General features: G+C 60.3%; 22 protein-coding genes. 9 read left to right on the top strand and 13 right to left on the bottom strand.

What is annotated here, in order from left to right:
* Together cyoE and coxB are read right to left on the bottom strand one after the other, a co-directional pair.
* Entirely contained in the window at nucleotides 1-939 is a 939-nt protein-coding gene (gene cyoE, locus NNA36_RS05715) for a heme o synthase (RefSeq protein ID WP_255105074.1), read from the bottom strand.
* A gap of 51 nt (nucleotides 940-990) precedes the next feature.
* The gene (coxB, locus tag NNA36_RS05710) at nucleotides 991-1,842 is read right to left on the bottom strand and encodes a cytochrome c oxidase subunit II (protein WP_255105072.1); all 852 of its coding nucleotides are present in this window, start codon (nucleotides 1,840-1,842) and stop codon (nucleotides 991-993) included.
* Nucleotides 1,843-2,026: 184 nt separating this feature from the next.
* On the opposite strand from coxB, the gene tldD reads away from it, so the two are divergent.
* The 5 genes from tldD to NNA36_RS05685 all read left to right on the top strand — a co-directional run bounded on the left by tldD (nucleotide 2,027) and on the right by NNA36_RS05685 (nucleotide 9,007).
* Nucleotides 2,027-3,448 carry a metalloprotease TldD gene (tldD, locus tag NNA36_RS05705; RefSeq protein WP_255105069.1) on the top strand — a complete coding sequence of 474 codons (1,422 nt, stop codon included), beginning with the start codon at nucleotides 2,027-2,029 and terminating at the stop codon, nucleotides 3,446-3,448.
* A gap of 90 nt (nucleotides 3,449-3,538) precedes the next feature.
* Nucleotides 3,539-4,687: a DNA-processing protein DprA gene (gene dprA, locus NNA36_RS05700; protein WP_255105066.1), complete on the top strand. Its 1,149-nt coding sequence runs from the start codon at nucleotides 3,539-3,541 to the stop codon at nucleotides 4,685-4,687.
* 183 nt (nucleotides 4,688-4,870) lie between these two features.
* Nucleotides 4,871-7,453: a type I DNA topoisomerase gene (topA, locus tag NNA36_RS05695; RefSeq protein ID WP_255105064.1), complete on the top strand. Its 2,583-nt coding sequence runs from the start codon at nucleotides 4,871-4,873 to the stop codon at nucleotides 7,451-7,453.
* A gap of 202 nt (nucleotides 7,454-7,655) precedes the next feature.
* Nucleotides 7,656-8,378 (top strand): CoA transferase subunit A, encoded by a 723-nt coding sequence (locus tag NNA36_RS05690; RefSeq protein ID WP_255105062.1) that lies wholly within the window; start codon nucleotides 7,656-7,658, stop codon nucleotides 8,376-8,378.
* Nucleotides 8,378-9,007, top strand: coding sequence for a CoA transferase subunit B (locus NNA36_RS05685; protein ID WP_255105060.1), 630 nt, complete (start codon nucleotides 8,378-8,380; stop codon nucleotides 9,005-9,007). The genes NNA36_RS05690 and NNA36_RS05685 overlap by 1 nt, the downstream gene beginning before the upstream one ends.
* Before the next feature lie 64 nt (nucleotides 9,008-9,071).
* Here the strand turns inward: NNA36_RS05685 and NNA36_RS05680 are convergent, their stop codons facing one another.
* From NNA36_RS05680 to NNA36_RS05670, 3 genes are read right to left on the bottom strand one after another with little or no spacing between them, the layout of a single operon-like run.
* On the bottom strand, nucleotides 9,072-9,677 hold the full coding sequence (locus NNA36_RS05680) for a M23 family metallopeptidase (protein WP_255105058.1): 606 nt from the start codon (nucleotides 9,675-9,677) through the stop codon (nucleotides 9,072-9,074).
* Between the two features lie 36 nt (nucleotides 9,678-9,713).
* Nucleotides 9,714-10,517 carry a 3-hydroxybutyrate dehydrogenase gene (locus tag NNA36_RS05675; RefSeq protein WP_255105057.1) on the bottom strand — a complete coding sequence of 268 codons (804 nt, stop codon included), beginning with the start codon at nucleotides 10,515-10,517 and terminating at the stop codon, nucleotides 9,714-9,716.
* The gene (locus NNA36_RS05670) at nucleotides 10,514-12,025 is read right to left on the bottom strand and encodes a class I adenylate-forming enzyme family protein (protein ID WP_255105055.1); all 1,512 of its coding nucleotides are present in this window, start codon (nucleotides 12,023-12,025) and stop codon (nucleotides 10,514-10,516) included. Before NNA36_RS05670 ends, NNA36_RS05675 begins: the two co-directional genes overlap by 4 nt.
* Before the next feature lie 114 nt (nucleotides 12,026-12,139).
* Between NNA36_RS05670 and NNA36_RS05665 the strand changes: the two genes are divergently transcribed.
* The 4 genes from NNA36_RS05665 (at nucleotide 12,140) to aat (ending at nucleotide 15,373) form a co-directional block, all read left to right on the top strand.
* Nucleotides 12,140-12,682, top strand: coding sequence for a LuxR C-terminal-related transcriptional regulator (locus NNA36_RS05665; protein WP_255105053.1), 543 nt, complete (start codon nucleotides 12,140-12,142; stop codon nucleotides 12,680-12,682).
* A 160-nt stretch (nucleotides 12,683-12,842) separates the two neighbouring features.
* Nucleotides 12,843-13,349 (top strand): acetyl-CoA carboxylase biotin carboxyl carrier protein, encoded by a 507-nt coding sequence (gene accB / locus NNA36_RS05660; protein WP_255105051.1) that lies wholly within the window; start codon nucleotides 12,843-12,845, stop codon nucleotides 13,347-13,349.
* A gap of 9 nt (nucleotides 13,350-13,358) precedes the next feature.
* Complete coding sequence (accC, locus tag NNA36_RS05655) at nucleotides 13,359-14,711, top strand: acetyl-CoA carboxylase biotin carboxylase subunit (protein WP_255105049.1); 1,353 nt, start codon at nucleotides 13,359-13,361, stop codon at nucleotides 14,709-14,711.
* Nucleotides 14,712-14,737: 26 nt separating this feature from the next.
* Nucleotides 14,738-15,373: a leucyl/phenylalanyl-tRNA--protein transferase gene (aat, locus tag NNA36_RS05650; RefSeq protein WP_255105598.1), complete on the top strand. Its 636-nt coding sequence runs from the start codon at nucleotides 14,738-14,740 to the stop codon at nucleotides 15,371-15,373.
* On the opposite strand, the gene NNA36_RS19975 is transcribed toward aat, so the two are convergent.
* From NNA36_RS19975 to NNA36_RS05610, 8 genes are all read right to left on the bottom strand, one after another.
* Nucleotides 15,337-15,822: a DUF2155 domain-containing protein gene (locus NNA36_RS19975; protein ID WP_255105048.1), complete on the bottom strand. Its 486-nt coding sequence runs from the start codon at nucleotides 15,820-15,822 to the stop codon at nucleotides 15,337-15,339. The genes aat and NNA36_RS19975 overlap by 37 nt on opposite strands.
* Entirely contained in the window at nucleotides 15,819-16,268 is a 450-nt protein-coding gene (gene mlaD / locus NNA36_RS05640; protein ID WP_255105046.1) for an outer membrane lipid asymmetry maintenance protein MlaD, read from the bottom strand. Before mlaD ends, NNA36_RS19975 begins: the two co-directional genes overlap by 4 nt.
* Nucleotides 16,269-16,283: 15 nt before the next feature.
* The gene (locus NNA36_RS05635) at nucleotides 16,284-16,667 is read right to left on the bottom strand and encodes an NADH:ubiquinone oxidoreductase subunit NDUFA12 (RefSeq protein ID WP_255105044.1); all 384 of its coding nucleotides are present in this window, start codon (nucleotides 16,665-16,667) and stop codon (nucleotides 16,284-16,286) included.
* A 99-nt stretch (nucleotides 16,668-16,766) separates the two neighbouring features.
* Nucleotides 16,767-17,132, bottom strand: a complete 366-nt coding sequence (locus NNA36_RS05630; protein WP_255105042.1) for a RidA family protein — start codon at nucleotides 17,130-17,132, stop codon at nucleotides 16,767-16,769.
* An 88-nt stretch (nucleotides 17,133-17,220) separates the two neighbouring features.
* On the bottom strand, nucleotides 17,221-18,483 hold the full coding sequence (gene clpX / locus NNA36_RS05625; RefSeq protein ID WP_255105040.1) for an ATP-dependent Clp protease ATP-binding subunit ClpX: 1,263 nt from the start codon (nucleotides 18,481-18,483) through the stop codon (nucleotides 17,221-17,223).
* Between the two features lie 139 nt (nucleotides 18,484-18,622).
* Nucleotides 18,623-19,252 (bottom strand): ATP-dependent Clp protease proteolytic subunit, encoded by a 630-nt coding sequence (locus tag NNA36_RS05620; protein ID WP_255105038.1) that lies wholly within the window; start codon nucleotides 19,250-19,252, stop codon nucleotides 18,623-18,625.
* Between the two features lie 198 nt (nucleotides 19,253-19,450).
* Complete coding sequence (locus NNA36_RS05615; RefSeq protein ID WP_255105036.1) at nucleotides 19,451-21,565, bottom strand: calcium-binding protein; 2,115 nt, start codon at nucleotides 21,563-21,565, stop codon at nucleotides 19,451-19,453.
* Nucleotides 21,566-21,798: 233 nt separating this feature from the next.
* Nucleotides 21,799-24,744, bottom strand: a complete 2,946-nt coding sequence (locus NNA36_RS05610) for a calcium-binding protein (protein WP_255105034.1) — start codon at nucleotides 24,742-24,744, stop codon at nucleotides 21,799-21,801.
* Nucleotides 24,745-24,921 lie beyond the last annotated feature (177 nt).

Below are 24,921 nucleotides of genomic sequence, written 5' to 3'. Positions count from 1 at the left end.
TTACCAGCCTCCCAGACCGTAAGGTGCCAGCGTGGCTTCGGCGAGGATCGCGCCGAAGTGCAGGAACAGGTACAGCAGCGACAGGCCGAAGAACGACTTCTCGCGCTTGTAGTTGTCGGCTTCCGCCACCTCTTCGGTGCGGCGCCAGATCGAGATCGCACCCAGAATGAACAGGCCGTTCAGCACCAGAGCCGTGGTCAGGTAGATCGGACCGCCAACGCCGGTAAAGGCCATGCCGATGGCAACAACGGCCAACAGGAGGGTGTAGACGAGGATGTGGTTGCGGGTCACGCGGCGACCGTGGGTCACGTGCAGCATGGGCACACCGGCATCCTTGTAGTCCGACTTCATGAACAGGCAGAGCGCCCAGAAGTGCGGCGGGGTCCACATGAAGGTCAGCGTGAACATCAGCACCGATTCAATCGACACGCCACCGGTTGCCACGGCCCAGCCGATCATCGGAGGGAAGGCACCGGCCGCGCCACCGATCACGATGTTCTGCGGAGTCCAGCGCTTGAGCCACATGGTGTAGATCACCACGTAGAAGAAGATGGTGAAAGCGAGCAGGAGACCGGCAAAGATATTGGCGGCCAGCGCCAGCATGATGCAGGAAAACACCGACAGGGTCAGGCCGATGGCAAAGGCTTCGTCACGGGTGACCTTGCCTGCCGGGATCGGACGGCCCTGCGTACGCTTCATGACCGCATCAATATCGGCATCCCACCACATGTTAAGTGCGCCCGATGCGCCACCGCCGACGGCGATGAACAGAATCGAGGCAAATGCAATCATCGGATGTACCGCGTTCGGTGCGGCCAGAAGGCCCACCAATGCGGTGAACACCACAAGAGACATCACGCGCGGCTTGAGAAGCGCGAAATAGTCACCAAAGCCCGCTTCCTGGGTCTCGGTGTGGGTGTTGATGCTGGCGTCGGTCATGCTCGCTCCTTATGGCCGGGGCACCGGGATGGTGCCCCTACCCGTCTTGTTTTAGTTCGCCGCTGCCAGTTGGACAGCCTGAGGAGCGGTTGCCGGATCACCGGCGTATTCTTCGATCGCGCCTTTCAGCCATGCATCATAGGCTTCCTGGCTGACGACCTTGACGGTGATCGGCATGTAGGCGTGGTCTTTGCCGCAGAGTTCCGAGCACTGACCGAAGTAGATGCCTTCTTTCTCGGCCTTGAACCACAGTTCCGCCAGACGGCCGGGAACCGCGTCCTGCTTTACGCCGAAGGCCGGGATGGTCCAGGAGTGGATCACGTCAGCCGCGGTCACTTGCATCACGACGGTCTTGTTGATCGGCACGACAACCTGGGTATCGGTGGCAAGCAGGTACTCGTCTTCGGCATAGCCGTTTTCGACCAGATCTTCCTTCGCCAGCAGAAAGCTGTCGAATTCGAACTCGTGGTCGACATATTCATAGCCCCAGTACCACTGGTAACCGGTCACCTTGATGGTGATGTCGGCCTCGGGGATTTCCTGCTGCTTGAACAGGACAGGCAGCGAGAAGGCACCGATGAACACCAGAATCAGGATCGGGACGATGGTCCAGGCGATCTCGATCGGAGTGTGGTGGGTGAAGGTCGCCGGGGTCGGGTTGGCGCGACGGTTGTAGCGCACGATGACGATGGCCAGAAGGCCCGCCACGAAAGCGACGATGACGGTGATGATCACGAGAATCATCGTGTCGAGGGATTGCAGGTCACGGGCCAGCTCGGTAGCGGCCGGCTGGAAACCCATCTTGCCGTCGACCGGTTTACCGATGGTTTCAACTTCCTGTGCAAACGCCGGAAGTGCGCTCATGGCTGCCATCAGACCCAGGATTTTCGTTAGAATTCGCATAGTTCACCCTGATAGGTTGCGGTGTAGTGTTCGTGTTGTCCCTTGCAAAAAACCGCCCCGAAGGGCGGAATCCCGCTGTTGTGTTGGTGATTGAAACCATATTCTATCACCCAAATAAAGAAGTCAGCCCGCGTCAAACGGACGCTTTTTTTGACTTAGATCAAATTCCGAAAGGAAAATCCATATGACGCAGATCAAATTTCGCCCTTTTGAGACACTTTTGGACCCGGAGTCCGCGCTTGGTGTCCTGCGGAATGCGACCGGTGGTGCAGAAGACGGTGAACTGTTCCTCGAGAGGCGCCGATCCGAGGCGTTGGTGTTCGATGACGGACGCCTCAAGACGGCCTCTTACGATGCCTCGGAAGGCTTTGGATTGCGGGTCGTGAATGGCGAAGTGTCGGGCTATGCGCATTCGTCCGAAATCTCCGAAGCGGCGCTGCGGCGCGCTGCCGAGACGGCGCGCCTTGCCGTAGGTGACGGTGGGGGTGTTCTTGCCGATGGACCAGTCGCCACCAATCGCAAACTTTACACGGATGAAGACCCGATCAGCGGTGCGCCCTTTCCGGTGAAGATCGAAACCCTGCAGGAGATCGACGCCTTTGCCCGCGATCTTGATCCGCGTGTGGTGCAGGTGTCGGCCACCCTCGCCGCCTCGCATCAGGAGATCGTGATTCTGCGCCCTGACGGCCAGATGGTGACCGACGTGCGCCCGATGACCCGCGTCAATGTCTCGGTGATCGTGGAACAGAACGGACGGCGCGAAAGCGGCACCGCCGGTGGTGGTGGCCGTCTCGGGCTGGATGGCCTGATCTCGCCGAAGGACTGGCAGGCCAAAACCCACGAGGCGCTGCGTGTCGCGCTGGTCAACCTCGAGGCCGTTCCCGCGCCGGCAGGTGCGATGGAAGTGGTGCTTGGGCCGGGCTGGCCGGGCATCCTCTTGCACGAGGCCGTCGGCCACGGGCTGGAAGGTGACTTCAACCGCAAGGGCAGTTCGAAGTTCACAGGCCGGATCGGCGAACAGGTTGCCGCGAAGGGCGTGACCGTGGTGGATGATGGCACGATCCCGGATCGGCGCGGCTCGATCACCGTGGATGACGAAGGCACGCCTTCGGGCCGTAACGTGCTGATCGAAGACGGTATTCTTGTGGGATACCTGCAAGACCGCCAGAACGCACGATTGATGGGGGTCGACCCCACCGGCAACGGCCGTCGTGAAAGCTATGCCCACCCGCCGATGCCGCGCATGACCAACACCTACATGGAAGGCGGAGACGCCAGCCCCGAGGACATCGTGGCCTCGCTGAAAGACGGGATCTATGCCGTGGGCTTTGGCGGTGGTCAGGTGGATATCACCAACGGCAAGTTCGTCTTTTCCTGCACCGAGGCCTACCGCGTCGAAAACGGCAAGGTCGGCGCTCCGGTCAAGGGCGCAACCCTGATCGGGGACGGCACCAGCGCGATGCAGAAGGTCCGCGCGCTTGGCAATGACATGCAGCTTGATCCCGGCATGGGCAACTGTGGCAAGGCCGGACAGTGGGTGCCGGTGGGCGTGGGCCAGCCAACGGTTCTCATGGACGGGCTGACCGTGGGTGGCTCGGCCACCTGAATGCCGGGGGTGAGAAAGAAAGCGCCTTGGTTTACGGGCTGTTAACCAGGCGCGCTGTACATCTGATTCCGCAAGCAGGCGGAGCCATGGATGTCCGGAACTCAGATTTCTTCCACTCACCCCCAACTCCCACCCACCACGGAAGAACAACGGATTTCGTGGCTCCGTCTTTTGCGCTCGCGCAGGGTGGGCATTTCGACCTTTCACAGGCTGATCGGGGAATACGCGGATGCCGATGCCGCGCTTGAGGCCCTGCCCGAAATTGCGCAGTCCGCAGGTGAGACAGAGTATAAGGTGTGCCCGCGCGAGGTCGCATTGAAAGAAATGCGTGACGGACAGGCCGCCGGCGCCGAATTGCTGATGCATGGCCACGCCGGATATCCCTCTGCCCTGAATGACCTGCCTGACGCCCCACCCCTGCTATGGGCCAAGGGCGACACATCCATTCTGTCCCGCCCGATGGTCGCGGTGGTCGGGGCGCGCAACGCCTCGTCTCTGGGTACCCGCATGGCGCGGTCCCTTGCCCGCGAGTTGGGAGAGGCCGGATTTGTCGTGGTGTCCGGAATGGCCCGTGGCGTCGATACAGCCGCGCATTTCGCCACGCTGGAAACCGGTACGGTGGCCGTTCTGGGGGGAGGTGTCGACGTCATCTACCCCGCCGAAAACGCGGAACTGGCCCGGAAAATCTGTGAAACAGGCCTGCGGCTTTCGGAACAACCGATGGGCATGGTGCCACAGGCGCGCCACTTTCCGGCGCGCAACCGGATCATATCCGGGTTGGCCCGCGCGGTGATCGTTGTCGAGGCTGCGGCCCGCTCTGGAAGCCTGATCACGGCGCAGGGCGCACTTGATCAGGGGCGCGAGGTGCTTGCGGTGCCGGGGCATCCTTTTGATGCCCGCGCCTCGGGGTGCAACATGCTCATCCGTGACGGTGCCGCGCTGGTACGCGGTGCGGCAGATGTGATCGAGGCGATTGGCACGGCTCAGCCAAGGGACAGACAGCACGAGGCAGAACAAGCCAGCCTCGACATCCCCACCCCGCCCGAAAAACGCAGCCTGAGACAGACGGCAGAGCTGCACACCCAGATCCTGAACCGGCTTGGCCCTGCGCCCCTGGCCGAGGACCAGTTGATCCGCGATCTGGAAACTTCAGCGAAACAGGTCTCGCCTGCCCTTGTCGATCTCGAAATGCAGGGCAAGATCACGCGTCAGGCCGGTGGGCTGCTGGCGCTGGTCTGATCTGGCCGCGCTTTCCCTGTTCCGGAAGCGCATGAATTCACACCAAAACCGCGATTTCCAGACCGTCGCATTCCGCGACCGGAATGCAATAAAGCAATGAAAATCCGCGCCGGATTGACATTCCCCCCTTCCACACCACATTTTGGCCCGCCATAAGAACCTCGCGAGTCGAGAGGAAAGTATATGCCAGTAGTCGTCGTCGAATCCCCGGCGAAAGCCAAAACAATTAATAAATACCTGGGTTCGGACTACACCGTTCTTGCATCCTACGGTCACGTGCGCGACCTGCCCGCCAAGGATGGCAGCGTCGATACCGACAACGATTTCGACATGACCTGGGAAGTCGGGAACGATTCCCGCAAGCACGTGAAGGCCATCGCCGACGCGCTCAAGGAAGACAACAACCTGATCCTCGCGACCGACCCTGATCGCGAAGGAGAAGCCATCAGCTGGCACCTTGAAGAAGCGCTGCGCAAGCGTCGTGCCATCAAGAAGGACACGCCGGTCAGCCGCGTGGTGTTCAACGCGATCACCAAGTCCGCCGTGACCGAGGCGATGCAGAACCCGCGCGACATCGACCAGCCGCTGGTCGATGCCTATCTCGCACGCCGGGCGCTGGATTACCTTGTCGGCTTCAACCTCTCGCCGGTCCTGTGGCGCAAACTGCCGGGCGCACGCTCGGCAGGCCGTGTGCAATCGGTCTGCCTGCGCCTGATCGTCGAACGCGAGATGGAGATCGAGGCCTTCAACGCCCGCGAATACTGGAGCGTCAAAGCCCTTCTGGCGACACCGCGCGGTCAGGAGTTCGAGGCACGCCTCACGGTTCTGGGCGGACAGAAGCTCGACAAGTTCGACATCGAGAACAGCACTGCGGCGGAACTGGCGGTTCAGGCCATCCAGTCGCGCGACCTGCATATCGCAAGTGTCGAGGCAAAACCGGCAAGCCGCAATCCCTCGCCGCCCTTCATGACCTCGACCCTGCAACAGGAAGCCAGCCGCAAGTTCGGCATGGGCGCGCGCCAGTGCATGAGTGCCGCGCAGCGTCTCTACGAGGCCGGCTATATCACCTATATGCGGACCGACGGTATCGACATGGCCCCCGAGGCCGTGGCCGCCGCGCGCGATGCCATCAAGGATCGCTATGGCGCCGAATACGTGCCCTCCGAGCCGCGCATCTACAAGAACAAGGCCAAGAACGCGCAGGAAGCGCACGAATGTATTCGCCCCACCGACATGACCCGTGCCACGGCCGATCTGAAGGTGACGGAAGAAGATCAGCGCAAGCTGTATGACCTGATCTGGAAACGGACGCTGGCCTGCCAGATGGCCGGTGCGCGTCTTGAACGCACCACGGTTGAAATCTCCAGCGATGACAAACAGGTCGGCCTGCGTGCCACCGGTCAGGTGGTGATGTTCGACGGGTTCATGCGGGTCTATGAAGAAGGCCGCGATGACGTGGTCGATGACGACGACAAGCGCCTGCCCCAGATCATGCAGGGCGAGGCCGCCGCCAAACGCACCGTCGCGCCGGAACAGCACTTTACCCAGCCGCCGCCGCGCTATACCGAGGCGACCCTCGTCAAGCGCATGGAAGAGCTGGGCATCGGTCGCCCGTCGACCTATGCCAGCGTGATCACCACGATCCAGGACCGCGACTATGTCCGCAAGGAAAAGAACCGCCTGTTCCCCGAAGACAAGGGCCGGATCGTCACCATCTTCCTCTTGAACTTCTTCCGCCAGTACGTGGGGTATGAATTCACCGCGAACCTCGAAGAAGAACTGGATGACGTGAGCGCGGGCGAACGCAACTACAAGAACGTTCTGTCGCGTTTCTGGAAGGATTTCTCTGCCGCGATTTCCGAGACTTCCGAACTGCGGATCACGCAGGTTCTCGACATTCTTGACGAAGCCCTCGCGCCGCAGCTCTATCCGCCGCGCGAAGATGGCACCGATCCGCGTATCTGCCCGAAATGCGGGGCCGGTCAGTTGCACCTCAAGACTTCGCGCACCGGCGGGTTCGTGGGCTGTGGCAACTATCCGGAATGCAACTATACCCGTCCGATTTCGGGTGAGGGTGCCGAAGGTTATGAACGCGTTCTGGGCGAAGACAACGGGGATGAAATTCACCTCAAGTCAGGCCGGTTCGGGCCGTATGTCCAGCGCGGCGAAGCCACGCCGGAGAACAAGAAACCGCCACGTGCCTCGCTGCCGAAACAGGGCAAGGAATACCTGCCTGGCTGGGGGCCGAACGACGTGACGCTTGAGCAGGCGCTGACCCTACTGACCCTGCCCCGCGAGATCGGCCCGCACCCGGATGGCGGCATGATTTCCTCGAACCTCGGGCGTTTCGGGCCTTATGTGATGCACCAGCTTCCGGACGAGGAAAAACCGGTTTACGCCAACCTCAAGGAAACGCTGGATGTTTTCGAGATCGGCATGAACCGCGCGGTCGAGTTGATCACCGAAAAGCGCAACAACCCCGGCCGTGGGCGTCGCGCGGCGGCAAAGCCTTTGAAAGAGCTGGGAGATCACCCTGACGAGGGCGGCGCGGTCAACATCATGGACGGGCGTTACGGACCTTACGTGAAATGGGAAAAGGTGAACGCCACGATCCCCAAGGAGGTCGAGGTGGCCGACGTGACCATGGAACAGGCCGTTCAGTGGATCGCCGAGAAGGCCGCCAAGAAAGGCACCAAGCGCAAGGCGCCCGCCAAGAAGAAGGCGGCCCCCAAGAAGACCGCTGCGAAAAAGACAGCTTCGAAATAAGCGCCCCAAGGCCCCGACATGGTTCGGGGCCTTTTTCGTTCGGGCGCGATGGAGCGCCCGCCCAACCCTACCGGATCAGGAATTCTACGGTGCCCCCACTACGGGATGCGCCCCGTAGTAATACCTAGCCCTGCCGCCGACATTGACTCCGCCGTGACGCGCCGTCAAAACTCCGGCAATTCCGGATTTTAGGGAGAATTCCATGAAAAAAGTCTATGCGAACGCGACCGAAGCGCTCGACGGGCTGCTGAAGGATGGCCTGTTCATCGCCGCTGGCGGCTTTGGCCTTTGCGGCATCCCCGAACTGCTGCTCAACGCCATCAAGGAATCGGGTGTGAAGGATCTGACCTTTGCCTCGAACAACGCGGGTGTTGACGATTTCGGCATCGGCATCCTGTTGCAGACCAAGCAGGTCAAGAAGATGATCTCGTCCTACGTGGGTGAAAACGCAGAATTCATGCGCCAGTATCTTTCGGGCGAGCTTGAGCTGGAATTCAACCCGCAAGGCACCCTCGCCGAGCGTATGCGCGCTGGTGGTGCGGGTATCCCGGGCTTCTTCACCAAGACCGGCGTGGGCACCGTGATTGCCGAAGGCAAGATGGAAAAGCAATTCCCCACCGGCCCCGACGGCGCGATGGAAGACTACATCATGGAAGAAGGCATCTTTGCCGACCTCGCCATCGTCAAGGCGTGGAAAGCGGACGAGACCGGCAACCTGGTGTTCCGCAAGACCGCGCGTAACTTCAACGCACCGGCGGCCACCTGTGGCAAGATCTGCATCGCCGAGGTGGAAGAGATCGTTCCGACCGGTTCGCTTGACCCCGACATGATCCACCTGCCCGGCATCTACGTGCACCGCATCATCCAGGGTGATCACGAGAAACGCATTGAACAGCGCACCGTCCGTCAGAAGGAGACCGCATAATGGCTTGGGATCGTAACCAGATGGCCGCACGCGCGGCACAGGAACTGCAGGACGGCTGGTATGTGAACCTCGGCATCGGTATCCCGACGCTGGTATCCAACTATATCCCCGAGGGCGTGGAAGTGACTCTGCAATCGGAGAACGGTATGCTGGGCATGGGCCCCTTCCCCTATGAGGGCGAAGAGGATCCCGACCTGATCAACGCCGGCAAGCAGACCATCACCGAACTGCCGCAGACCGCCTATTTCGACAGTGCGCAGTCCTTCGCGATGATCCGCGGCGGCAAGATCGCCATGGCGATCCTTGGTGCGATGGAAGTGGCCGAGAACGGCGACCTCGCGAACTGGATGATCCCCGGCAAGCTCGTCAAGGGCATGGGCGGCGCGATGGACCTTGTGGCCGGTGTGGGCCGCGTGGTTGTCGTGATGGATCACGCCAACAAGCACGGCGTCTCCAAGGTTCTGAAAGAATGCACCCTGCCGCTCACCGGCAAGGGCGTGGTCGACCGCATCATCACCAACCTTGGTGTGATGGACGTGGTTGAAGGCGGTCTGAAGATCGTTGAAACCGCGGATGGCGTGACCGAGGAAGAGCTGCGCGCAGCCACCGAAGCCACCATCGTCGACTGATCTTTGGATCGGTAACAGATTTGAGGCCCGCGCGATCTGTGCGGGCCTTTTTGTTTTCCGGGCCTTAACCGCAGGGCACCGGATAGGTCAGCTTGAAGGCACCGCGCGGGTTCCGGCCCTTGAAGCAGGTCACCTTGCCGACACCGTCCGCCCATTTGAGATGCGGGTCGATCGCGGTGCGCGGCCCGCCGTTCGGTTTCTCCCAGACTTCGAAGTGCAGGTGCAGGAACCCGCCTGCAAGCACACCGGATTTCCCAAGCGTACCAAGGGCTTGCCCTCGCTTGAGGCGGTCACCTTCGGAAACAGTCCGCGACGCGAGGTGGGTGTAACGAGTCCAATAGGCGGGAGAGCCTCCGTGGCTGAGCATGACGGTGTGCCCGTAGGCCGGATCAAGGTAACTCTGGATCACCTCGCCCGGTGCGGCAGCGATCACCGCGGTCCCCAGCGGGGCATGCACATCCAGACCCTGATGTTCGCCCCAGGCCTTACCGGCCGCAGACTGCGTGTCAGGGGCGCGGAACTGCTGGGTGATGCTCGGTGCGTTGTCGGGGATGCTGACGTCGATCGGTTCGGGATAACGCGACACATAGGGCGCGCTGCCCCCTTGCGGCGGCAAACCGGCGGTACAGCCCGCAATCAGAAGAGCGCCGGCCAGAATCATCTTTTTCATGCCCATCCCCCGGAGTTCCCCTAGGTCACGGGCAGCTTACTGTGCCGTCCAGCCGCCGTCGACCGGGATAGAGGTGCCTGTCACATTGTGCGCAATCGGCGCGCAGAGCCACAGCGCCAGCGCTCCGATCTCTGATGGATCCGAGGTACGCTGGGAGGGCTGCTTTTCGGACAGGAGTTCCGCGATACCCGCGTCCCGATCCCCGTGATGCGCGGCAGCGCGGGCCTGGATTTGCGGCTCGATGATCGCGGTCTCAGTCCAGCCGGGGCAGATACAGTTCACCGTCACCCCCCCTGCCTGTTTGCTGCCCTGGTTGGCGTATTCCAACGCGGCGACACGGCTGAGGCCCACAAGACCGAACTTGGCCGCGCAATACGGGGCCTTTTCCTTGCTCGCCACCACGCCATGCACCGAGGCGATGTTGATCACCCGGCCATATCCGCGCGCGGCCATCTCCGGCATGGCCACGCGCATGGTGTGGAAGGCGGCAGACAGGTTGATGGCAAGGATGGCGTCCCAGGTCTCGGGCGGCATGTCGGCAAGGGGCGCCGTGTGCTGAATGCCAGCATTGTTGACAAGGATGTCGGCCCCGCCCCACTCGGCCACGGCCTGCATCATCGCATCGATGGCCGCAGGATCGCGCAGGTCGCCCTCGAAGAAGCGCGCCTCGGGGGCGCCAGCCGCTTCAAGTTCGGCACAGACAGACGCGGCCTGATCTGGCGTGGCAAGGCCGTGCACGGCGATCCGCGCCCCCGCCTCTGCCAACGATTTGGCGACGGCAAGGCCAATCCCCTGCACTGATCCCGTCACAAGGGCGGTTTTTCCGGTCAGGTCGCTCATGACATCTCCTCCAATTGGCTGCGCAACGCGGTTTTCAGCACCTTGCCATAATTGTTCTTGGGCAGGGCATCGGTCTGGAAATAGGCCTTGGGCCGCTTGAAACGGGCGATATTGGCAAGGCAATGGGCGTCAAGCGCGGCGCTGTCCATCTTGTCCCTGCACACAACGAAGGCCACCACATCCTCGCCCCATTCGGGATGTGGGCGGCCAATCACCGAGGCCTCGACCACATCGGGATGTGTCAGCAGCGCCTCTTCCACCTCGCGGGGATAGATATTGGTGCCGCCAGAAATGATGAGGTCCTTCGACCGATCCTTGAGCGTCAGGTAGCCGTCCTCGTCGATCTGCCCCATGTCCCCTGTCATGAGCCAGCCATCACGAAGCGCCTTGGCGCTGGCCTCGGGGTTCTGCCAGTACCCGGGCATGACAGCATCGCCCCGCGCCATGATTTCCCCCACCTCGCCCGCAGGCAGGGGATTGCCCGCGCTGTCGCCGATGGCGAGTTCCACGACCGATTGCGCCCGCCCGACCGAGGCCAGACGCGCCTGCCAGTTGGGGTGCGTCCGGTCTGTCACATCCGAACGCGACAGCGCGGTGATGCACATCGGGCATTCCCCCTGGCCGTAAATCTGCACAAAGACCGGACCAAAGTGATCCACGGCCTCGGTGATGTCCGAGACATACATGGGCCCGCCCCCATAGACGATGGTGCGCAGGCCCGCGCCACTCTCGCCGGTCTGTTTGGCCACTTCGGTCATGCGTTTGACCATGGTAGGCGCACAGAACATGTGAACGCGGCCATGATGGCGGGCGAGATCAAAAATCTCGGCCTCGTCAAACCCCTGGCTCGGCGGATGCACATGACGCGCCCCCTTCAGGACGTGCATCACGTTGTAGATCCCGGCGCCGTGGCTCATGGGGGCGGCGTAAAGGGCGGTGTCGTCTTCGTGCACCTCGTCGACATCTGCGAAATAGCTGAGCGCCATCGCCTGCAACATCCGGTGGGTGATCATCACCCCCTTGGGGCGGCCCGTGGTGCCCGAGGTGTAGAACAGCCAGCACAGATCGGCAGGCGCACGCGGTGTCATCGAAGGCAAGGGATCATAGGCCAGCGCCCTTTCCCACTCCGCCCCACCAGTAAGGACACAATCCACATCCGTCGCATCCGAAAGGGCGTCGCACAGGCCGGACGAGGCAAAGCACAGTCTGGCCCCGGCGTTGTCGAGAATCCACTCGGCCTCTTTCGCGTGCAGTTTGGCGTTGATGGGCACAACCGCCGCGCCAGCCGCCCATGCCGCGTATTGCGCCACAAGGTATTCCGGCACGTTCTTCATGAACAGGCCGACACGATCACCGGGTTGAATGCCCTTCGAGATCAGCCAGCCCGCCACCCGCATGGCACGCTCATGGAAGGTGCCATAGTCGGCCACCATCTCGCGCCCAAGGTACAAGGCCGGGCGGTCCGGGCTGATCTGAGCCGTGCGCGCCAGCCACAAAGCGATATTCATGATGTCCTCCCTCACTCGTGCCGCCGAGCTAACCAAGTGGGCAACGAACAGGCAATTCGTAGAAATACTGCGCACCTCTTGGCCTTTCCGGTGCTTCTGGTGCATGGTGTGCGCATGAGTCTCGACGCTATCGCATTCGACCACGCTCCAGTGGGACTGGCCGTGCTTGAAAACCGGATCATCCGACGCTGCAATCTCGCGTTCGGAGAGATGTTTCACGAAGACCCCCGCAACTGCGAAGGGGTCTCTCTGGGCGAATTCTATGTCTCGGAAGAGGATTTCCAGACCATCGGGGAACGCGGCCTTGCGGCAATGCGCGAGTCGGGGCGCTATAACGACGAACGTGTCATGCGGCGGCGCGGGGGCGAGATGTTCTGGTGCCGGGTGCGCGGCCAGTCCCTGACCCCGGAGAACCCGTTCCAGCGTGGCATCTGGTCTTTTGCCGACCTGTCCGAGGAACGCCCCATTGTCGAACTCACCCAGCGAGAGCGCGAGGTTGCAATCCTGACCTGTCGCGGGTTGACCAGCAAGGAAGTGGGGCTCGAACTCGACCTGTCCTACCGAACTGTCGAGGAATACCGCGCCCGCCTGCTGCGCAAATTCGGGGCCCGCAAGCTGGCCGAACTGGTGGCGAAACTCTCGGGAATGCCACTTTGAGGAGAAATAGGTGGTTTCCCCTCGAAATTTCTGCAAAACACCCCCATTTGAGAGCGCACGCACGCGCTTTTCTCTGGTGCGGCTATGCCATATAAAGCGGCCCTAGGGGAAACCACAAAAGACTCAATCGCGCGTTCAAGCGCAGCAGAGGAAACACAAGATGAGCAAGAAGAACCACGACAACGACGTTGCCTTTATCCAGGCACTGGCAGAGCTTCTGCGCGAAAATGATCTGACCGAGCTGGAAGTGATGCGCGAATACGGCCAGGACGACAGCCTGAACGTACGTGTCAGCCGCCAGACCCAGGTTGCCGCCACTGTCGTGGCTCCCGCCGCTGCCCCCGTGGCCGCCGCTGCGCCCGCCGCCGCACCTGCCGCAGCCCCGGCTGCCGCACCTGCTCCTGCTGCCTCGAACGACGATCCCGCAAGCCACCCGGGCGCCGTGACCTCGCCGATGGTTGGCACCGTATATCTTCAGGCCGAACCCGGTGCGCCCGCCTTCGTGAGCGTTGGCAGCCAGGTCAGCGAGGGTGACACCATCCTGATCGTCGAAGCGATGAAAACCATGAACCACATCCCGGCCCCCAAAGCCGGCACCGTCAAGCGCATCCTCGTGGGTGACGGCGACTCGGTAGAATTTGGTTCGCCGCTGGTCATCATCGAATAAGAGGCTGGCATGTTTGACAAAATCCTGATCGCAAACCGCGGAGAGATCGCCCTGCGCGTGATCCGTGCGTGCCGCGAAATGGGCATTCAGTCGGTCGCAGTACACTCGACCGCGGATGCCGATGCCATGCACGTGCGCATGGCCGACGAAAGCGTCTGCATCGGCCCGCCCGCCGGCACCCAGAGCTATCTCAACATGGCATCGATCATCGCTGCTTGCGAAGTGACCGGCGCACAGGCAATCCACCCCGGTTACGGCTTCCTGTCGGAAAACGCCAACTTCGTGCAGATCATCGAAGACCACGGCCTGACCTTCATCGGCCCGACCGCGGAGCACATCCGCATCATGGGTGACAAGATCACCGCCAAGGACACGATGATCAAGCTGGGCGTGCCTTGCGTTCCCGGCTCGGACGGTGGAGTGCCCGATCTCGCGACTGCCAAGAAACTTGGTGAAGAGATGGGCTATCCTGTCATCATCAAGGCCACCGCCGGCGGCGGCGGCAAGGGCATGAAGGTTGCCGAAACGGCCGAGGACATGGAGAAAGCCTTCATGACCGCGCGTGCCGAGGGCAAGGCCAACTTCGGCAACGACGAAGTCTATATCGAGAAGTACCTCACCACCCCGCGCCACATCGAGATTCAGGTCTTTGGGGACGGCAAGGGCAACGCGGTGCACCTGGGCGAGCGTGACTGTTCGCTGCAACGTCGCCACCAGAAGGTTTTCGAAGAGGCCCCCGGCCCCTGCATCACGCCGGAAGAGCGGGCACGGATCGGCAAGATCTGCGCCGACGCGATGGCCGACATCAACTATATCGGCGCGGGCACCATCGAATTCCTCTACGAAAACGGCGAGTTCTATTTCATCGAAATGAACACCCGTCTTCAGGTGGAACACCCGGTGACCGAGTCGATCTTTGGTGTCGATCTGGTGCGCGAACAGATTCGTGTGGCCGAAGGTCTGCCGATGTCGTTCACGCAGGACGATCTCGAGATCAACGGACACTCGATCGAGGTGCGGATCAACGCCGAGAAACTGCCGAACTTCACCCCCTGCCCCGGCAAGATCAGCCAGTATCACGCCCCCGGCGGTCTGGGTGTGCGGATGGATTCGGCGCTCTATGACGGCTATTCGATTCCGCCCTACTATGACTCGCTGATCGGCAAGCTTATCGTGCATGGCCGCGACCGTCCCGAAGCTCTGGCGCGTCTGGCACGGGCCCTGGGCGAGATCATCATCGACGGTATCGACACCAGCCTGCCGCTGTTCTCGGCGCTTCTGGCCGAAGATGACATCCTGAGCGGCAACTACAACATCCACTGGCTGGAAAAGTGGCTTGAAGCCAATATGGCCGAGGGCTGATGCCCGGCGACGGCGCGCAGGAAGGCATGGGGGAAATCACCCCCGCAATGCTGATGCGCGCCTATGCCATCGGGGTGTTCCCGATGTCCGAACACCGGGACGATCCGGAAATTTTCTGGGTCGACCCACGCCGCCGCGGCGTCTTTCCGCTTGAGGGGTTCCACATATCCCGCTCGCTGGCCAAGACGATCCGGCGCGAGGATTACCAAATCACCATCAATCGGGATTTCCTTGGGGTTGTCGACGGCTGTGCCGATCGTGACGACACCTGGATCAATGCCGAAATACGCCACCTTTACAACGCCTTGCACGAACGCGGCCAGGCCCATTCACTTGAGGTCTGGCGGGAGGACAACCTGATTGGCGGGGTTTACGGCGTGACGCTGGGCGCGGCCTTCTTCGGCGAAAGCATGTTCTCTCGCGCGCGCGATGCATCAAAGATTGCGCTGGCCTATCTGGTGGATCACCTGCGCCGTGGGGGCTTTCGACTGTTCGACACACAGTTCATCACGCCGCATCTGGCCTCGCTTGGTGCGGTCGAGATCAGCCGCGCGGAATACCACGTGTTGTTGCGCGATGCGATCGAGGGAAACGCGGATTTCGAGAGGCCAGCCGTGGCGGACGCTCAGGGCGTCTTGCAGCGCAGGACCCAGACGTCATAACGCGCATGATCCAGCGCATTGAGCGCGGGCGACGAGGCAATCATCCATCCCTGGAACAACGGTGCATCTGTCGCCTCGAGACCTTCGTGCACCGACAGGAAGGCATAGGCCTCGCCGGTTGCATTGTCCTCGGGATGGCGGCATTCAGCCAGATCGACGCGCAGGCCGCCGAAGGCCACGCTGTAGCCGTTGTCCAGTTCGAAATCGACCGTCTTGCCAGTCAGCTTGTCGAGGCCCCGCAGGAAGGCCCCTGTGCCCGCCACGGCCGGAACCGAGACCTCGGAGGTCACGGTGCCGAGATCCTGTAACGGTGCGAGCGAAAAAACCTCGGTGTCCGGCTGGATGATCACTATGGGCGGTTCGGCACTGTCGAGGCTTTCGACGGTGATCGAGGATTGCGCCGCCGCAGTCCCTGCGGCCAGCGCGAGGATCAGCGCAAGGCGCGTCACTCTTCGTCTCCGCCCGTGACGAATTTCATGAGAAGACCAACGAGGCTGACAGCCCCTTGGGTATCTTCCAGCTCGCCACCTTCTTCGATGTTGAAGGGCGATCCGCCGGGCAGAATTTCCACGAAGTTGCCGCCCAACAGCCCCTCGGATGAAATCACCACGGCGCTGTCATCGGGCAGTTCAATGCCCTGCTCGATGGTCAGTTCGGTATCGGCGCGGAATGTCTGTGTGTTCAGGGTGATGTCGGTGACAGAGCCGATCTTGACGCCGGCAAGGCGCACGTCGGTGCCTTCGGTCACGCCCTCGATCGAGCGGAACGAGGCCGTTACCGGATACCCGGCACTGCTGGACGAAAACCCGCTGACCTGACCAGCATAAACAAGGAAACCCACCGCAACGGCAACAACGGCTGCACCAACGGTTACTTCTGTACGAACTGCTGACATTGGGAAAGCCCGGCCTTATTCCGGCGACCAGGCTTCGTAGTCGGACCGCGCAGCCGGCGCACCCTTACGGATCGAGCCTGCGGGCGCATAGGCCATCGCGGTCCCGGTCAGGTTTTCCAGGTGCGGCTTTTCCCATTCCTTGCGGGGCAGCGGCTTGTCCGACGGAATCTCGTCAAAGGTGCGGTGCAGCCAGCCATGCCAAGCAGCGCTGATGCGGCTTGCCTCGGCTTCGCCGTTGTAGATGACCCAGCGCTTGCTGTCGTCCTTGTTGTGGTAATAGACGTTGCCCTGATCGTCCTCGCCCACCTTGATACCCTTGCGACGGGTATACAGCATGGTGTTGAAGGTGGCGCCATTCCACCAGGTGAAGATTCCGTTGATCGTGCTCAGAATGCCCATGGGTGCCTCCGCGAATTCCCTATCCGTATGCCGCATTCGCGCGCAAAGGTCCAGCGGGTTGCCTTTCCAATGCAGCGCGATTTCGCCGCAAGTGCCTGATCAGCAGCAGTTCGGTGCCAGTGCGGTCAATTCGATCTCGATACGGAACTTGGGATCGATCAGATTGCACTCGACCATGGTGGCGGCCGGCGGGTTGGCACCAAAGGTTTCCGACAGAATCGGAAAGCAGGGTTCGAACTCGGCAGCATCCGGCAGGTAGTAGTTGACGCGCACGGCATCAGCAAAGCTGGCCCCGGCCTCAGCCAGTGCCTTCTCGATGGTTTCCAGCGCGGAACGGCACTGTTCGACAACGGTATCGCCCTGCCCCACGGTGCCCGCGACATGCACGAAGCCACCGGCCACAACGGCGCGGCAATAGCCGATCTTGGTTTCGAATTCTCCGCCAAAGGAAATGCGTTTGATCATCAGAGGTCTCTTTTCAGGTTGGGGTTTCAAATGGAAACGGCGCAGCCCATGGGCCACGCCGTCTCTATGTCTCGTACCGTTGCCCGGATCAGCTGGCGCTTGCCGGTTCCTTCTCGGCATCCGCGTGGATCATCAGCGGCTGTTTGTCCGAGGTCACCGCCTCTTCGTTCACCACGACCTCGGTCACGCTGTCCATGCCCGGCAGTTCGAACATGGTGTCCAGCAGGATGTCTTCGAGGATCGAGCGAAGGCCACGGGCACCGGTCTTGCGTTCGATGGCACGTTTGGCAATCGCCGACAGCGCATCATCGGTAAAGGTCAGCGCGGTGTCTTCCAGTTCGAACAGGCGCTGGTACTGTTTGACAAGCGCGTTCTTGGGTTCGGTCAGGATGGTAACCAGCGCGTCTTCGTCCAGATCTTCCAGCGTCGCCAGAACCGGCAGACGGCCCACGAATTCCGGGATCAGGCCAAAGCGCAGCAGGTCTTCCGGCTCCAGATCCTTGAAGATCTCGCCAACGCCGCGTTCGTCATTGTCGCGCACATCGGCCCCAAAGCCCATCGCCGAGCCCTTGCCACGCTGTGCGATGATCTTGTCGAGGCCGGCAAAGGCACCGCCACAGATGAACAGGATGTTGGTGGTGTCGACCTGAAGGAATTCCTGCTGCGGGTGCTTGCGGCCACCCTGCGGCGGTACGCTGGCAACCGTGCCTTCCATCAGCTTCAGAAGCGCCTGCTGCACGCCCTCGCCCGACACGTCACGGGTGATCGAGGGGTTCTCGGACTTGCGCGTGATCTTGTCGACCTCGTCGATATAGACGATGCCCCGCTGCGCGCGCTCAACGTTGTATTCCGACGCCTGAAGCAGCTTGAGGATAATGTTCTCGACATCTTCCCCGACATAGCCCGCTTCGGTCAGCGTGGTTGCATCGGCCATCGTGAAGGGCACGTCCAAAATGCGCGCCAGCGTCTGCGCCAGAAGCGTCTTGCCGCAGCCCGTCGGGCCAATCAGCAGGATGTTCGACTTGGCCAGTTCGATGTCGCCGGTCTTCTGCGCGTGGTTGAGGCGCTTGTAGTGGTTGTGAACCGCCACCGACAACACGCGCTTGGCCACGGCCTGACCAATCACGTAGTCGTTCAGAACATCGCAGATTTCCTGCGGGGTCGGCACACCTTCGGAAGATTTCAGGCCGCTTGCCTTGGTCTCTTCGCGGATGATGTCCATGCAAAGTTCAACGCATTCATCACAGATGAAAACGGTGGGACCAGCAATCAGTTTGCGAACCTCGTGCTGGCTCTTGCCGCAGAAGCTGCAATAGAGGGTGTTTTTGCTGTCGCCGGAGTTGCTTGCCATGTCCTACCTTTCAGCCCCTGACTGCCGTCAGGGAAATTCCGCGTCAAAGCCCTGTTTCCGAGTTAGCTTAGGCTAGCTTAGAGGCAGGCACAATGTCGAAAAAGCGCCCCGCGGGTTACGAACCCGCAGGGCCCAAATATTACTCAGCGTCGTCGCTCTTGGCGCGATTTTCCACGATCTCGTCGATCAGACCCCAGTCCTTGGCCTCTTCGGCGGACATGAAGTTGTCGCGCTCAAGCGCGTCGACCACGGCCTTCATCTTCTGGCCGGTGTGCTTGACGTAGATGCCGTTCAGGCGATCCTTGAGCTTCTGGGTTTCCTGCGCGTGGATCATGATATCCGTCGCCTGACCCTGATAGCCGCCCGAGGGCTGGTGCACCATGATGCGGCTGTTGGGCAGCGAGAAGCGCATGCCTTCGGCACCAGCGGTCAGCAGCAGCGAGCCCATCGAGGCCGCCTGGCCGATCACCAGGGTCGAAACCTTGGGACGGATGTACTGCATGGTGTCATAGATCGAGAGACCCGAAGTCACCACGCCACCGGGCGAGTTGATGTACATCGAGATCTCTTTCGAGGGGTTCTCGGCTTCGAGGTGCAGCAACTGCGCGACGATCAGCGAGGACATGCCATCGTGAATCGGGCCGTTGATGAAGATGATCCGCTCCTTCAGGAGGCGCGAGAAGATGTCGTAAGCACGTTCCCCGCGGCTGGTCTGTTCCACGACCATGGGGACCAGGGTATTCATGTATGTCTCGAATGGGTCTGTCATATCCGCCTGCCTGTTGTTCGCCAATAATGCGTCTGGCCGAAGCCTGTCTGTAAGAGTCTTAGTGCTGCCCTTGGGGGGCTGCAAGGGCAGGAGACGATTTTAGGGAAATCACGATCGCGACAGCGGCATGTGTCATCACGAGCAAAACAAAAGGGGCCGGCGCAAGACCGGCCCCCAAAATCGACAATCCTTTGAGGATCAGAAGATGAAGTCATTCGCCGAGTAAGCAAGACCAACACCCACGTCGGTATAATCGACATTCTGCAACAGGATCGAGTTGCTGCCGACAACGATCTTGGCCTTGCCGCCATCGTCCACCAGGTGCTCGGCCAGAAGGTCGGCGAAATCGGTGATTTCGGGGATAGCTGAGAAGTCAATCTTTTCGCCATCGTATGACGAGAAGTCGGTTATTACATCGGTGCCAAAGCCAGTTTTGAACACGAACGTGTCCGCATTCTGGTTCCCGCTAAGCGTGTCGTTACCAGCGCCGCCTTCCAGCGTATCATTGCCCGAGCCGGCGGTCAGGCGGTCGTTTCCGCCGTTGCCATCCATGCTGTCATTACCACTTCCGCCGACAAGGGTATCTTCTCCCTCCTCGCCCCAAATCCGATCGTCCCCAGTACCACCATTAAAATAGTTGTCACCACTTTCAAACACCGTTTCCGTTTGAGGTTTTCCATCCACGATAACGGTCTTTTGGTATGATCCTCTACTGGATGTCAGAAGGTCATTTCCCGATCCGCCATAGTAGGTACCGTTCCCTCCGTCACCGAAGATAACGTCGTCACCCGCCCCACCGTAGACTGTGTTGTTTCCATCAAACCCGTCGAGCAGGTCGCCACCACTAAAGCGGTCGTCACCACCTCCTAGGCGAACGAGATCCGATCCGATCCCCCCCCTAACGCTATCATTTCCCTGCCCCGCAAGAACAGTGTCGTCACCGGCAGCTGCGTTGATGGTGTCCGCCCCTCGACCAGCGTCGATAAAATCAGAACCTTCGCCGCTCGAAACTTTGTCGTCGCCAGCAAAAACCTTGATCCGATCATTTCCCGCTCCACCAAAGACAGTGTCATTGCCGGCAGGTCCGCTCTTTGAATCAGTATAGACATCGTCCCCTTCACCCAGCGACGCGTAGTCATTGCCTAGTCCACCGAAAATAGAGTCTGCTCCGAGTTCACCATCAAGGTAGTCATCGCCGGAATGCCCATACAAAGTGTCGTCTCCGTCACCGCCATGAACTCTATCGTCTCCAGCCTCTCCTTTGGCGAGGTCATCGCCACCCCCCGCAAAAATCCCGTCTGCGCCCAGACCTCCAAGGATCGTGTCATTGGAAAAATCTCCGGATTGCGTATCACCAGAAAAGTAGTCGTCGCCATCACCTAGATTAATGCGATCTCGGCCTTTGCCGTCTGTGACAGTATCATTTCCACTGCCCGCAAAGATGGTGTCGGCTCCATCTCCTCCAGCAATTTGGTCATTCCCGTCGCCCCCCTTGAGAACATCGTTCCCGCCAAAGCCAAACAATGTATCTGCTCCCAGCAGCCCATCGACGACGTCTTTTGATCCTGATCCAAAAATCCTGTCATCACCGTTTGTTTCGGATCCGGGTGCGTCTCCTGTTACCAAGGTCCGAAGTTCGGAAAACGCTTTGACTTGATCTGCAAAGTGGATTTCCTCGACATCCCAATTGATGCGCTTGGTTTCCTGACCCAAGGTGACCAGCAGGCCCCGGACGCTCAAATCGAAACTTGCGTCAGCGAAATCCGCATTCAGAACAGCTCTGTCGAAACCGGTTCCTCCAACGATATTGTCGCTGCCAGTCCCTGCAATCAGCGTATCATCGCCTTCGCGCCCATCAAGCAAGTCGGCCCCGCCAAGGCCTTCCAACCGATTATTTTGTTCGTTTCCAACCAGAAGATCATCACCTTCGAGAGAGCCACGCAGGTGTTCAATGTTGAGCAGCGTTTGATCAAACGAATAAGGAAAGCCGGCAAAAACATTGTCAAAATAGGGTTCTGCGCTTCCGTGAAAAAGTAGGACATAGACGTACTCAACGTTGGGATCGTCAAAGCGCATCAAGTCCTGACCGGTTCCACCATCGATTGTGTCGCGTTCCCAAGACACGAAGATGTGGTCGTCGAAATCAGTTCCGGAAATGTACTCTCGCTCGTCCGTTCCGCGAATTTCGTTGACCGATGCGCCAGACGCTTGCAACGCCGCGCCCACTGATCGCTGACTGGCATTGAAGGTGTCTTGATCCCCTTTGAAATCGGAGAAATTTGAGTGGTCAACTGCTGGGACGATGTCGGTCATCAAAAATTCCTCGGTGCTATAAGACTGAATGCGCGAAATCAAACATTCTTCCATTTGAGGCTCAAGCTGCAAAGCACTACCGGGAAAGGAAAATTCAAGAATATGTTGCCATTTAGCGTCACCGCACAACCACAGATGCGGCACGTTCGATTGGAACAATGCGATTTGCCCCTTTCACAGCAAAAGAGGCGGCTCGAAAGCCGCCCCTCCTTTTCTTTCCCAATGGAACCGGATCAGAAGATGAAGTCGTTCGCCGAGTAAGCTAGACCAACACCCACGTCGGTATAGTCGACATTCTGCAACAGGATCGAGTTGCTGCCGACAACGATCTTGGCCTTGCCGCCATCGTCCACCAGGTGCTCGGCCAGAAGGTCGGCAAAATCGGTGATTTCGGAAATCCTCGAAAGGTCGACTTTCTCGGTGTTGAAAGCTGCGAAATCGGTGATGACATCGTTGCCGAAGTTACCTTCAAACACAAAGGTGTCGGCGTTCTTGTTGCCGGTCAGCGTATCGTTGCCCGCACCGCCGTTCAGCGTGTCATTGCCAGCACCTGCTGTCAGGCGGTCGTTTCCGCCGTCACCTTCCATGTCGTCAGCACCGCCGCCACCAATCACGGTGTCGGCACCGGTACCGCCGTTCACCTCGTCCGCGCCATTGCCGCCGTTCACGACATCGTTGCCGGCACCGCCGTCAAGTTCATCGCTACCGCCTTCGCCCTTGAGAACGTCGTTGCCGCCGCCGGCCCAGATCGAGTCGTTGCCGGTGCCACCGTTGATGGTGTCCTTGGCAAAGGCGCCGCTTTGCTCGTCACCAACAAAGGTGTCGTTGCCCGCGCCAAGGTTCGCGAGGTCACGTCCAAGACCGCCGGTCACGACGTCATTGCCGTCACCACCGTTCAGCGTGTCGGCACCTGCACCACCGGCCAGATGATCGCCGCCCTTACCGCCGTTGAGAACATCGTTCCCAGCTTCACCCAGCAGGGTGTCAAAGCCGGACAGACCGTACAGCTTGTTGTTGCCGCCGGTGCCAATGATGAGGTCAGCCCCCGCTGTTTGCGAGCCCGGCGCACCGCCGGTGACAAGGCCTTTCAGGGTGTCAAAGCTGCGTTGTGCATCGTTGAAACGAATTTTCTCAACGTCCCAGAAGATGGTGTTGGTGTCGCCACCCAGCGAGATGGTCAAGCCCAGCGCGTTCAGGCCAATGGTGGCATCCGCAAGGTTGCCATCAAGATCGGCCCGGTCGGTGCCGTTGCCGCCGAAAAGGGTGTCGTCGCCCGCACCCGCAATCAGCGTATCGGCCCCACCTCCCCCGAAGAGGAAGTCATCGCCACCACGACCGTCGAGCTTGTTCTTGGCGTTGTTGCCAAAAATCTCGTCGCCGTGTTCACGCGAGCCGCGAACGTCTTCGATATTCGACAGGCGGTGGTAGAAGTACTGGCCACCCCAAGTGCCCTCGGCATAGCCAAGTGCAAGGTCGACTTCGACCTCCTCAACGCCGCTGCGATCATAGCGCACGAGGTCGCGTCCGCCTGCGCCGTCCAGCGTGTCAAAGCCCTGACGCAGAATGAACCGGTCATTCGAGGCACTGCCGAGGATGCTGTCGTTGAAATCGGTGGCCTGGACTTCGATCACAGGGCCACTTCCGATGCCCGTGATGGCGTCTAAGCCACCTTGGCCATTGTTGATAGTACCAACCGTCAGGTCCGCCGAGATGCCTTGTGTCGCCCCCCAATGGTTCAGGCGCACGATCCCGTCTCCGCCAAGAATGTTGACAGTGTTGTTGCCGCCCCCGCCGTGAATTCCGAACCAGTGATCGGTGCCCAGCGTGATGTTGATGATGTCATTGTGATCGGTGCCGTAAACACTCAGGCCCCAGTAGTCGAGCGCATTGACCACATCCAGAAGCGTTGTGGAGCCGTTCGGACCCTTGTCGATCGAACCCGTGTTGGTGGCGCCATTGATTGTCGCGACAATGCCCGCGTTCAGATCATCGTGATCAAGGCCAACACCGCTTTGGTCAACATCGGCCATGTCAACGGTATCGTTGCCCGAACCGGTCAGGATGGTGTCCCATGCTTCGAACGAGTTGCCGCCGGGATCGAAGTAGTCATTGCCAGCACCGCCGACCAAGTAGTCACTGCCCGAGCCGCCAAACAGGAAGTCGTTACCCTCTCCGCCTTCCAACTGGTCATTTCCACCCAAACCGAAAAGGTGATCGTTACCCGAACCACCGACAATCCAGTCCCAGTAGGGAGTCGGGTATCCAGGCAAACCGTCGTCGTAATCGCTACCAACCTGAACCTCTTGAACGGCAACGCCGTTGATGAACAGAGTCGAGTTGTCCAGCGACGCTTCGTCGGTGATGGCACCGGTCATGGTCAGCAGGTTGGTGCCATCGGGACCAGTGATGGTTGCGCCGGTCAGGGCAAGGCCGCTCACCGAAGCCAGCGAGGTGAAGTAGCCGAAGACATCCACGATGTCACCGATCTGGTACATGACCGAGAACAGCTCGCTCAAATCGGTCGGGAAGGTACCGTTCAACGTGATGGTGTAGCCTTCGAACGACAGGTTGACCGCGCTGCTGGTAACCGAGAAGGAGAACAGCGTGTCAGTGCCGTTCATGATGGTCAGGCCATCGGGGCCAAACCCTACCAGTTGGTTGAGCAGGTTGGTGCGCGCTGCACCGGTCAGGTCACCGGCGGTTTCGATCTGCGGCAGGAGATCTGCCAGCCCCATGAACTGTGTCAGCGTCAGGGGGAAGCCGCCGCTGAGGATGATCTTCTGGTCGCCCGAGGTGATGGTGTAGCCGCTGGCATTCATGTCAAGAACCAGCAGGTCAACCGGCGTACCACCCGCGGTCAGCGGACCTTCGAGCTTCAGCTGCGAGAAGGCACCGGTGGCAAGACCGTTGTCGATGGCGATTTCCAGCTCGGCAACACTGCCGACCGGATTGATGCCCGAACCGCTCAGGGTCAGGGTGTGGCCGGTGCTTGCGTCCGCCAGAACAACCTGCGTCGACGCCAGCGAGGTGACCTGGAAGTCGGGGCCGAGCGTGTCCAGAAGCTCGAAGCCGGCCATATAGTCCAGTTCAAGGTTGTCAAAGGCCGTCGGAAGCGGGGAGCTTCCATTTACCAGTTCGACAAGATACGACAGGTCAGAATTCACGTTAAATACGGGCACCTCAAATCCTCCACTTCGAAATAGGGCACTTAAACAACTTGCTAAGCAAAATTGCTTTCGCGGGCATGTAATTGAAAAACAAATGATTCTACCACGTTCTTTTTTAATCTACGGAGCACTCACCGCCCTTTTGAGCGGCTGTGTCGCACCCGAGTCCACATGGACCACGCGGAGCGA

Origin of the sequence: Shimia sp. CNT1-13L.2 (genome assembly GCF_024331145.1) — a bacterium.
GTDB lineage: Bacteria > Pseudomonadota > Alphaproteobacteria > Rhodobacterales > Rhodobacteraceae > Shimia.
Note: the sequence above shows the minus strand (reverse complement) of the source record. Positions and strands in the feature narration are given on the sequence as shown.